The following is an 11,207-nucleotide window of genomic DNA, read 5'->3' as shown; positions in this document are numbered from 1 at the left end:
GATCTTTTTCCCAAGTAACTGCGCAATTTTGAACGAAAGCGCTTCAGTTGCGCAGTTACTATATGCCTCGATTCGTTACCAATTTACAAATGCTTAACCAAACCGCCCGTTTCCGCCCGCCGAGACGACCGGCGACGTCGGGCAGATTTGAGGCGGTGCGAGCCATGCCAATGGTTCGCAATGGTTGACAACACGGGTGACTTTCAAGCCAGCCGGAAATTCAAGAAATCCCCGGATAAATCCAATTTATCAATAGCCTGGACGCTGCCTCTCTATTTTCCGTCGTCCTTCAGGTAGTTGTTGCCGTTGATCACCAGAAGCCCGTCGGAACCTTTGTCCGGTTCGAATATGCTCATGGTCTCGGTCTTGCCGCTGGCGTCGGTCAGATCGAGGCGATAGCCGGAAAGTTTGTAGCGTCCGCTGGCGCCCGGCCGGTTGCTTGACGTGGTGACGCCCGATTTCGATCCGCCGACTTCGTTCGTCGTCGAGGCGCCCGACCAGCCTGTGCGTTCGAAAGTACCGTTTCGATGAAGCCTCAGCGTATGGCTGGACGCCACCGATCCCGATGAGGTCGCGGTCATGCCGCTCGAGGCGAAGGTGGATACCCATTCGCCGTCAAGTGTCGTGCTCTCATCAAATGGCGGCACGGCGCGATAGTCTGCCTCGGCAATCACCAGGTCTTCGCCCTTTTTCGAGAATGTCTTCGTCTCTGTCTCGATCGTGCCGTAGGCAGAGGTGACGCTGCGCGTTTCGATCGACCCGGCGGAGGAGAAGAAACCGCCGCCGACAAGCTTGTAGAGGCCGCAATCGGTCGGGGTCTCCTTACAATGTTCGGTGATGCTCCGGCCGCCCTTCGGGAGCTCTGTGCTGAACAGACCCTTCGGGTCGAAGATGGTGATCGTGCTGTCCGAATAAAAATCCATGCCGCCGAAGACATTCGGCCGGATTCCGGTATCGAGATGGGTGAAGACGCCGTCCAGCCCGCCATCGCCGCTCGTCGGCACGAGGTCGAAATCCTTGTCGGAAGGATCAAGCTTCACCGAGCGGACCAGGGCAGCGAAATCGGCCTCGGCGCCACTGCTTCTGTCACCGCTGACATTCAGCAGCACGAGCTGCAGAAAGGCCTGCCGCTTGTCTCCGGCGATGCCGACGACGATCTGGCTGATGCTGACGTTCTTCTGTTGGACGCAGCAGCGTTCTTCCGCGCGGATGTCATAGCCGTTTACCGAGACCCCGTAATGCTTGATCAGGATATCTTCCTTTGCCATGTCGGGCAGCGTCGCAACGAAGGTCTTCATGCCGGCCTGCAGGGAATTGCGCGCTGCCGCGAGCGGCTTGGTGATCTGAATCAGAGCATTGCCGCGCTTGTCGTCCTCCGTTTCCAGAAATTCCTTCTGGAGCATGAAGAGATTGCCCTTTCCGGCTTTCCTCCAGCCGGAAGCAGCATCGGGCAGGGTCACCGTCAGGCCGCCGATATCGGCGGGTGCGGCGAAGGATTGAGGGCTGGACAGTAGGGAAACGAGGACGAGAATGAAACCCAAGCCTGGTCTCACTCGACCGACCCGATCGATCTGTGCGTTGCCCATGTGCGCCTGCCCTCCTTTTCGACTGCTGCCGACGGGATTTGGAGCGGGGTGCGACGAGTTCAACCCTGAGCTTCATACAGGTTTCTTGAATGCTTCGAGGTGATGAACCCCGGCGACTTGGGTGAAAACACCCGAACCTCCAGAGTCGCGCCCCTCGACCTTCCGACGGACGCCGTCCTCAGCATCGGGCGGCAGGGTGCGCCTCAGATCACGGGTCTAAACCGGCCAACGTTGACGTAGCCGGCAAATGAATGTTTGCCATCCCTCGTTTTGCAGTGCACAATATTTGCTGTTAACAGGGATGTGAGCCGTTGAGAATTTGCATCTACAAATCAGATGAAGCTCCTGAAGTGACGCTGTTCTTACGAGAAGGCGTACCGGTGCCCGCACATCCGAAGAGCCAAAAGTGGCGGCACATAAAAGCGGTTGTTGGCGAAGAGGTAAGGGCCGACCTTCTGACCCAAATAGAGATCGGCAATGGATGTCTTTTTGTCAACCTTGGGGCATCCCCGAAGCACTGATCTAGGCGGCTGGGTTAAACGCTGCTCAACCGACACGGAATATGCTCGCTCATTATTGTACCCGCCGCCAATCTTTCAGGAGGCAAGCCTTGAAACCCTCGTTCATCTCGATTTAAAGATTGCGGTGAGCCTTTGAGGGTTCTAATCGCAGCCAGATGAACGTTCTGTGGCGGGTCGATTTTAAGTCTCCTACCGGCCGGAAGAAAAGCCGCGCGGCCTACTCCCCCATCGATTGGTAGAGCCAGTCGGAAAGCGTCTGGCGCGCCATGCGCGCACCGGCGCTAGGAATCAGGGCGTCGTCGGTCAGTTCGACACCGAAATACGACGTGGATCGATCGGTTATCACCTGCCGTTCGTCTTCATTCGCGGCGAGATAGATCCGGGCGATTTCATCGATGCCGAACTGCTCCGGGCCGCCGATTTCGACGACATCGCCCAAGGGAGCACCAGCTGCCACTTCCGCCAGGAATGCAGCGACATCCCCGGCTGCGACCGGCCTCATCAAGGCCGACGGCAATCGAAAGATATTGCCTTCCGCACCGATGTCGATCAATCCGTTTATGAACTCGTAAAATTGCGTCGAGCGGAGGATCGTATAGGGTCGACCTGCAGCCCGGATGAGATTTTCCTGCACCATTTTCGCGCGAAAATAATCGCTCTCCACGAGGCGCGGCGTGCCAACGACGGAGAGTGCGAGATAGTGCCGGATGCCGGCTTGCGCCGCAGCTGCGAGCAAGTTCTTCGTCGACGCCTTGAAGAAATCGAGCGCCGAACTGTCACCGAACGATGCGGCATTGGTCACGTCCACAACGACCTCGGTTCCCGCCATAACCACGTCCAGACCCTTGCCGGTAACCGTGTCGACGCCAAGCGACAAAGATGCGGCCGCGACGTCGTGGCCCGACCAGCGCAGCTTCTCGCTGAGCCGCGTTCCGATCAGACCGCTTGCTCCCACCACGGTGAATTTCATATCGGAATCCTCTGTTGCATCTCGTCTGCAATGCCTCACGCGGATCAACAATGACCGGAAAGCCGGACGCCTTCCATCGTGCCTGAGGTCTGGCGCCCTAGCCGTAGGGCATAGCGGAACCAGCCCGAAGCCTAGGATGCGCCATCGGGAAAACAGAGCATTCTTCCGATCCGTCGTTTGCCCGAAAATTCCGGCTACATTCCCGCGCAATGCATGGGTTTCCATGAGTTGCGGTTGTGGTGCAGCGGGATTACGGTTCGTAACATGAGCTCGCCAGCCCCGAAATCGAGAATGACTGCTGCAGGAAATGCTGACGATCCCCCGGTTCTCTCTGTCCGGCAGGAGCAGTTGATGCTGAGCGTCTGGTCGCACCGTCCCCGGCTCCTGCACCTGGGGCTTTTCTTCCTCGCCTATGTACTCGCCTGCGGCTTCGCACAGTCGCTGGCAATCGTGCCGGGAACGGGTATTTCCATCTGGCCTCCGGGCGGGCTCTTCGTCGCGACCCTCATCCTCGCTTCCAGGCGCAGCTGGTCATGGTGGATCCTGGCGGGCTGCCTGGCAGAGATGTTCAGCAATTTCCTGTGGTTCTACAGCCCGGTGCCTGCGGCCTTCCTGATCTATGTCGGCAACGCTCTTGGAGCAATGGTCGCGGCATGGCTGGTGAATCGAACCTTGAAGCATCCCGTTCAGCTGGAAACTCTGCGGGAAGTTCTCACATTCGTCATCCTGGCTGCCGGAATTGCACCGATCGTGAGCGCGACCGTGGGAAGTGCCACGCTTGCCGGGTTCGCGATCCAATCGCAATCCTTCGCGACGGCCTGGCCGCTATGGTGGATCGGAGACGCAACCGGTATTCTCATCGTCGCACCGCTGGCGTTGGTCCTCTTTCACAGCTGGCGCAGCAAGACGCAGTTCTCTGCCGCGCAATGGGTGGAAGCCTGCGTCCTGGCGCTGATCTTTCTTGGTGTGGCGGCTCTTTCACTGAGCGGCTACCTTCCCTTCGCCTATATCATCATGCCGCCTCTTCTTTGGGCCGCGGTCCGCTTCGAGTTCAAGGGCGCCGCCGTATCGCTCGCTCTGCTTGCTCTGATCACGGCGGTGTTCACGATAACAGGCGCCAGCCAATTTGCCGGCGATCCCGAATCCCAGAAACACAATCAGATCATGCTGCAGCTGTTTCTGGCCATCTCGGCATTTTCGGCGCTGATTGTCGCCGCCATATCCCGACAGCATCAGCAGGCGGTGCTCACTTTGCGCCAAAGCGTGGAGACATTACGCGAACGGGAACGGGAACTCTCACACCTCGTGGATATGGTTCCGAGCCACGTCTGGCGCCTGACGCCTGAAGGCGAGCCGAGCTTTTTCAACAAACGGATGGTCGATTTCCTTGGTCTCGATGTGGTGGATTTCGACAAGCCCGGCATGAGCCGGCTGGAGGCGGTTCTAGAGGCCACCATCCACCCCGAGGATGCGGCGGGGTTCGGAGACACCCTTCGTCATTGTCTCGTCAGCGGCGGCAGCTTTGCCATGCGCTATCGCCTGCGCCGTGCCGACGGCCTCTATCGCTGGATGTCGAGCCGTGCCGAACCAATGCGGGATCAGTCGGGGCGCATCGTCCAGTGGTACGGCCTTTGTCACGACATCGACGATCAGGTCCATGCCGAGGACGTTGTGCGGCGGAGCCAACAACAGCTCCAGCAGATCATAGACGCCGTGCCGGTCCGCATCTGGAGTGTGGAGCCCACCGGCGGCTCGTTCTATTTCAATAAGCGATATCAGGATCATTTCCGCTCCGTAATCGCCAATTTTGACGCTCTCGGTGAACCGCGTATCGACGATCTTCTGCAGCAGCTGGTTCATCCCGAAGACGCTCCCGATGTCCAGCGTACGCTCAGGAACTGCTTCGAGACCGGCGACGGCTCTGCGATGCGATTTCGCTGGCGCGAAAAGGATGACGTCTACCGTTGGGCGGAATGCCGGGTGGAGCCCCGGCGCGCCGATGACGGAACGGTCGCGGAATGGTATGGCGTTTCTCTCGACATCGATGAAGAGGTACGCGCGCTGGAGGCGTTGCGCAATCGGGAGCGCGAACTCTCGCAGCTCGTCGACATGGTCCCGGTTCAGATCAGGCGTCTGACGCCGGAGGGCGAGCCGGTCTTTTTCAACAAGCGACTGATCGACTTCTTCGGTCTCGACGTAGGGGATATGGACAGGCCGGGCATGAGCCGGTTGGCGGCGGTCATTGGTACCCTCATCCATCCCGACGACGCCCCAATGGTGCTGGAGACGATCCACCATTCCCTCGCCAGCGGCGAACCTTTCTCGATAAAATATCGCATGCGTCGCGTCGACGGTGCCTATCGCTGGGTCGACGGTCGCGCGGAACCGCTGCGGGATCAAAGCGGCGCAATCATGCAATGGTATGTGATCTCAGTCGACATTGACGATGAGATGCGCGCGCAGGAAGCGCTACGCGACCGGGAGCGGGAGCTTTCGCAACTCGTCGATATGGTTCCCAGCCTGCTCTGGCGGCTCAATCCGGAAGGCGCTCCGACCTTCTTCAACAAGCGCCTGATCGATTTTCTCGGTCTTGAGATGGCGGATATGGACAGGCCGGGCATGAGCCGGCTGGCGGCACTCATCGAGGCCGCAGTCCATCCCGACGATGCGGCGATCCTTGAAGAAGCGCTTAACCATTCCTTCGCCACCGGCGAGCGCTTCTCCAGCCAATATCGCCTGCGGCGTGCCGATGGCGTCTATCGCTGGGTGAAAGGCAGTGCCGAGCCGCTGCGGGACGAGAGCGACCGGATCGTCCAATGGTATGGTCTGTCGCATGACATCGACGATCAACTGCGCGTCGAAGAGGCACTGCGGGAGAGAGAACGATCGCTCTGGCAGCTCGTTGAAACGCTGCCGGCAATGATCGATTGCGCAGCACCTGATGGAGAACCGATCTATCGCAGCCAGCAACTGCGCGACTTCCTCGGTTATAATCTCGATGAGTTGGATGGAACGGGCAAAACCCGGCTGGACGGCACACTCGATGCCGGTGTTCATCCCGACGATGTGGCAGGGGTCAAAGAAAACTATGCCCATTCATTGTCCACTGGCGAGCCCTATGCGCGTAGGCACCGTCTGCGGCGCCATGATGGTGAATATCGCTGGGTCGAGACGCGTGCGGCACCGATGCGCAATGCCGAAGGCGTCATCGTCCAGTGGAATGTCATCTGCCTTGATATCGACGGTGAGGTTCACGCGGAGGAAGATCTGCGTCGAGTGCGAGAGGGTCTTGCACGGGCGAGCCAAGTGGCGAGCCTCGCCGAGCTTTCAGCCTCCATCGCCCACGAGGTGAACCAGCCGCTTGCGGCCGTCGTGGCGAACTCACATGCCTGCCAGCGCTGGCTCATGGCCGAGCCGCCGAATATGGAGCGGGCACAGAGGACGGTCGAGCGCATCATCCGGGATGCCAACTCGGCGGCGGATGTCGTCAGCCGGATCCGCGCCCTGTTCAAACAATCCGTAGACAGGAGGATCTCATCGACGCTCTCCGGTATCGTCAACGAAGCGCGCAACCTCATGGCCGACGAGGCCTGGCGTCGTCACGTTCGGATGGAGGTGGAGGTCGACCCCACCCTTCCGCCGATCGCAATCGACCGCGTCCAGATCCAGCAGGTTCTGATCAATCTCATCCGCAACGGCATCGAGGCAATGGACGCCACGACAGGCGACAGGGTCGTCGAAATCCGCGTGCGCCAGATTGGGAATATCCTCCAGACTGAGATCAGCGATCGCGGACAGGGCATCGACTTTCCCGAAAAGATGTTTGAGCCGTTCTTTACGACGAAGGAAAACGGCATGGGCATGGGGCTGGCGATCTGCCGCTCGATCGTCGAGCTGCATGGCGGACGATTGTGGGCCGAGAAGAACAATCCGCATGGAGCGACGTTGCTATTCACCTTGCCCATAGAAACGAAGGCGGCGTCATGACGGGTGATGACCATATCGTCTTCGTCGTCGATGACGATGAACGTGTTCGGGAAGCGCTCAGCGAGCTGCTGGACTCGCACGGCATGCGCGCCATCACCTTCGAATCGGCCGGCGACTACGTGAAAGCGGACAAGCCGGATGTGCCCTCCTGCCTCATCCTCGATATCGAGCTGCCTGACATCAACGGCCTCGATCTGCAGAGACAGATCGCCGACAGGGATCATCCGCCGATCGTCTTCATCACAGGTCACGGCGACATTCCCTCCTCGGTGCGTGCGATCAAGCACGGCGCGGTGGATTTCCTGACCAAACCCTTCAGCGATGCGGACCTGATGGCAGCAATCCACGCGGCGCTCGCTGAGGATCGGGAAAAGAGATCGCAACGCGCCGAACTCGATACGCTCAAACGACACTATCTCGACCTGACGCCACGAGAGCGCGAGGTGCTGCCGCTTGTCGTCAGCGGTCTTCTCAACAAGCAGGCAGCAGCCGAATTGGGGATCAGCGAAGTGACGCTGCAAATCCACAGAAGAAATGTGATGCAGAAAATGGCCGCGGCATCACTCGCCGATCTGGTGCGGATCGCGGAGAGATTGGAAATACCGATAACCCACTCGCGCCGAGTGGGAGGGAATTGAACATGAACAAGACAAGACACGTCGTGGCAATTGTCGATGACGACCCAAGGTTGCTTGAATCGATGGGCGACCTTCTTGAATCCGCGGGCTATGTGGCCCGCAGCTTCTCGTCGGCGGGCTCACTGCTCGTCAACGGGCTGTCGGACCTCGACCTGCTTATCACCGATATAGGAATGCCTGGCATCGACGGCTTCGAACTTCGTGACCTCGTGAGGAAGTCACGTCCGGAGCTGCCGGTATTCATGATCACGGGCCGCCACGAGATAGCGGATCAGGGACGCGCGCAAGGCGCGAGCGGATTTTTCCGCAAGCCCTTCGATGCCCAGGCCTTGCTGGCGGCCATTGCCAACGCTTTGCATAAATCGACAGATGGAGGGTGACATGAGAGTTGACCAGCCGTTGCTGCGGAGATCGGCGCCGTTATCATTGCAGTGCAGTTATGATGAGAGCCAGCCGCTTGTCATTATCGTCGATGACGACGCATCGGTTCGCGAGGCGCTGTCGGAATTGATCCTGTCGGCGGGTTTCCAGTCGACCAGTTTTGCTTCGACCCGTGAATTGCTTGACGCCGATATTTTGGATAGCCCCGGCTGCCTGATCCTCGATGTGCGTATGCCGGGCGCAAGCGGCCTCCATCTGCAGCGTCATCTGGCCGAAAACGGCATTTCCAAGCCGATCATCTTCCTGACCGGACATGGCGATATCCCGATGACAGTCCAGGCGATGAAGGCCGGCGCCGTGGATTTTCTCACCAAGCCGGTGCGGGACCAGACGCTGCTCGACGCCGTGACTGCCGGCATTGCGATGGATGCCGAGCGACGGGCGGAAGCCGCGATCGCCGAGCGCAACATCAAGCGCCTGGAGACGCTGACGCAGCGCGAGCGCGAAGTTCTGCATGAAGTGGCTCGCGGCCGCCTCAACAAGCAGATCGCCTTTGATCTCGGCATCAGTGAAGTGACGGTGAAGCTGCATCGCAGCAATGTCATGCACAAGATGGAGGCCGCCTCCATCGGCGAATTGATCCGGGCCTGGGAAACGCTGCCCGCGCAAATGCGCCAAGTCGGTGCGCGCTAGCTTATAGGTGAAGGATGCCGGGCTCGAAGACGAGCCTGCCGCCGCTGTCCATTTGATGCGCGCCGTATCCGATTCGCGCCAAAAAAGACGATAGAGCGCCGATAATGGGTTTCGGCTCCGCACCCATGCGTTATCTCTAAATTAAAGCTCGGGGATATGACCTGTTGCCCGGCTTTGGTTCCCTAAAGGAGATCTCGCCTTGAACAATCAATCGTCAGTTGCGCCTTCCCCTGAAACCAACGCCTTCGACAACGAAGCAAACTTCCTCTCAGCCATGGGGAATGCCAAACGGCTTCACATTCTGCATCTGTTGGCCGAAGGAGAAATGTCCGTGAGCGTCCTGGCCGACGAGGTGGGATTGAGCCAATCTTCGACTTCCCAGCATTTGGCAATTCTTCGAGAACAGGAACTCGTGCAGACCCGAAGGGCTGCCCAGACGATCTACTATTCACTTCAATCCGCCGCAGCCACGGCGATGCTCGATACGCTCGCCGACATCTTCGGATGGCATCCTCGCTCTCCAGTGGAACGCGTCCAAGCCGTAGGCACCTGACGAAATGACGAAGCGTTGCTCTTGCGGCTCATGATTGGAGCATGATCTTGTAGGCAACTCGGGATCGGCGCAGCGGCAACGAAGAGCAGCGCAATGGCGAAGTCGGCGAAAAAGACAACTGCGGCTTGAGCGCAAGCGCCAAGCTGAGGCCCTTCAGGGGCGTCCTTCCAGGCCGGGATGCGGTGGCGCGGGAGTCCAGCGATGCTTCGCCCACATGCCCCCCCGCAACGCATCGATCCCTGATGTACGTTTGATGTACGCCTCCTAGACCACGGTGTGATTACGCCTCCATTGCGAATGGAGATAATGAATCACATCAGGAACGGAACAGTCAGGAGGAAGCGGCCATGACTATGGACGTAACGAACGGCCAGCGCCATGGAGGCGATCATGGACGTATATGAGGCAGTCAAAAGTCGACGGTCGGTGCGAGGGTTCAAAGACGAGCCTGTGGACAGGGAGGTGCTTGAGCGTGTGCTGTCCGCCGCAGCTTGGTCGCCGTCAGGATCGAACATCCAGCCGTGGAATACCTATGTGATGACCGGCGCATCGCTGGCAGAGCTCAAGACGTCCGCCGTCGAGCGCGTGGCCCATGGTGACCCCTGGGACAAGCGGCAGTACGAGATGTACCCGCACGAGCTGAAGCCCCCCTATGGGGAGCGCCGGTCCGCCTTCGGCAAGGAGCGCTACAGCGCGCTCGGCATTGCGCGCGAGGACTGGGAGGCGCGCCAGCGGGCAGCAATCGCCAACTGGAACTGTTTCGGCGCGCCCGCCGCCCTATTCTGCTACATCGACCGTGACCTCGGCCTACCCCAATGGGCCGACGTCGGCATGTATCTGCAGACCATCATGCTGCTGCTCCGCGCCGAAGGTCTGCACAGTTGCCCGCAGATGGCGTGGTCGCAGGTTCGCGAGACGGTCGCGGAGGTCCTGTCGCCCCCGGACGGGCTCATCCTCTTCTGCGGCATGTCGATCGGGTACGAGGACCCCACGGTTAGTTACGCCCGTACAGGCCGCGCCCCGCTCGACGAGACGGTCACGTTCCTCGGCGATTAGTGACTTGCGATCAAAGGACAGGAACCCCTTCTGTGATCCTAGCGTATGATACGTCCCTTATCATGCGAGATATTGGAGAACGCCATGACCACGCATAAAGTAGGCTATCTCATCGGCAGCCTTGCCAAGGGCTCGATCAACCGCAAACTCGCCAAGGCGTTGGTGCGGTTCGCCCCGCCGGAACTTGAAATGTCGGAGATATCCTTCAAGGACCTGCCGCTCTACAGCTACGACTATGACGCCGACTACCCTCCGGCTGGCAAGGCATTCAAGGCGGCAATCGCAGCCGTCGACGCCGTGCTGTTCGTCACGCCCGAATACAATCGATCCATACCTGGCGGGCTGAAAAACGCCATCGACTGGGCTAGCCGCCCCTACGGCACCAACTCGTTCACACGCAAGCCGTCAGCGGTGATCGGCACGTCGCCGGGCGCGATAGGCACAGCGGTCGCCCAGCAGAATTTGCGCAGTGTGCTCAGTTTCTGCAACTCTCCCCAGATGAATGCCCCGGAAGCCTACATCCAGTTCACACCGGGGCTGATCACCGATGACGGCGAGGTCACGAACGACAAAACCGCGGATTTCCTTCGCACGTTCATGCAGGACTTCCATGTCTTCATCGCAAGGGTTCGCTCAGTGCTGCCGAAAGATGCCTAGAACTGGATGATTTTAGGCCCGTCGGCCTTAAATCTGAATCCTGCTCTAAATTAAAGAGTTAGAGCATGATGTCACCCGAAAACCGCTCACACTTTTCGGCATCTAGAAGCGTCGCCCTGCGGGAGCTGGCCGGGCCATCCGGGCGGCCAGCTCCCGTTTTTAAAG

General features: G+C 59.4%; 9 protein-coding genes. 7 read left to right on the top strand and 2 right to left on the bottom strand.

Annotated elements, in window-relative coordinates:
• Nucleotides 1–272: 272 nt before the first annotated feature.
• Complete coding sequence (locus AC244Q_RS28325) at nt 273–1,586, bottom strand: hypothetical protein (RefSeq protein ID WP_017996284.1); 1,314 nt, start codon at nt 1,584–1,586, stop codon at nt 273–275.
• Between the two features lie 738 nt (nt 1,587–2,324).
• Nucleotides 2,325–3,077 (bottom strand): SDR family oxidoreductase, encoded by a 753-nt coding sequence (locus AC244Q_RS28320; protein ID WP_128406921.1) that lies wholly within the window; start codon nt 3,075–3,077, stop codon nt 2,325–2,327.
• A 351-nt stretch (nt 3,078–3,428) separates the two neighbouring features.
• Between AC244Q_RS28320 and AC244Q_RS28315 the strand changes: the two genes are divergently transcribed.
• The 7 genes from AC244Q_RS28315 (at nt 3,429) to AC244Q_RS28285 (ending at nt 11,042) form a co-directional block, all read left to right on the top strand.
• A complete protein-coding gene (locus AC244Q_RS28315) occupies nt 3,429–7,064 on the top strand; it encodes a PAS domain-containing protein (protein WP_128406937.1) in 3,636 nt (1,211 codons plus the stop codon).
• A complete protein-coding gene (locus AC244Q_RS28310; protein ID WP_113547494.1) occupies nt 7,061–7,702 on the top strand; it encodes a response regulator transcription factor in 642 nt (213 codons plus the stop codon). The genes AC244Q_RS28315 and AC244Q_RS28310 overlap by 4 nt, the downstream gene beginning before the upstream one ends.
• A 2-nt stretch (nt 7,703–7,704) precedes the next feature.
• Entirely contained in the window at nt 7,705–8,082 is a 378-nt protein-coding gene (locus tag AC244Q_RS28305) for a response regulator (RefSeq protein WP_003550117.1), read from the top strand.
• Nucleotide 8,083: 1 nt separating this feature from the next.
• Nucleotides 8,084–8,776: a response regulator transcription factor gene (locus tag AC244Q_RS28300; RefSeq protein ID WP_017996289.1), complete on the top strand. Its 693-nt coding sequence runs from the start codon at nt 8,084–8,086 to the stop codon at nt 8,774–8,776.
• Between the two features lie 199 nt (nt 8,777–8,975).
• Nucleotides 8,976–9,329, top strand: a complete 354-nt coding sequence (locus AC244Q_RS28295) for an ArsR/SmtB family transcription factor (protein WP_017996291.1) — start codon at nt 8,976–8,978, stop codon at nt 9,327–9,329.
• A gap of 390 nt (nt 9,330–9,719) precedes the next feature.
• Nucleotides 9,720–10,385, top strand: a complete 666-nt coding sequence (locus AC244Q_RS28290) for a nitroreductase (protein ID WP_026157589.1) — start codon at nt 9,720–9,722, stop codon at nt 10,383–10,385.
• Between the two features lie 84 nt (nt 10,386–10,469).
• A complete protein-coding gene (locus AC244Q_RS28285; RefSeq protein WP_003562623.1) occupies nt 10,470–11,042 on the top strand; it encodes an NADPH-dependent FMN reductase in 573 nt (190 codons plus the stop codon).
• Nucleotides 11,043–11,207: the final 165 nt, after the last annotated feature.

Source organism: Rhizobium sp. CB2179 (genome assembly GCF_057653455.1).
This window is presented reverse-complemented; position numbering and strand designations above follow the sequence as displayed.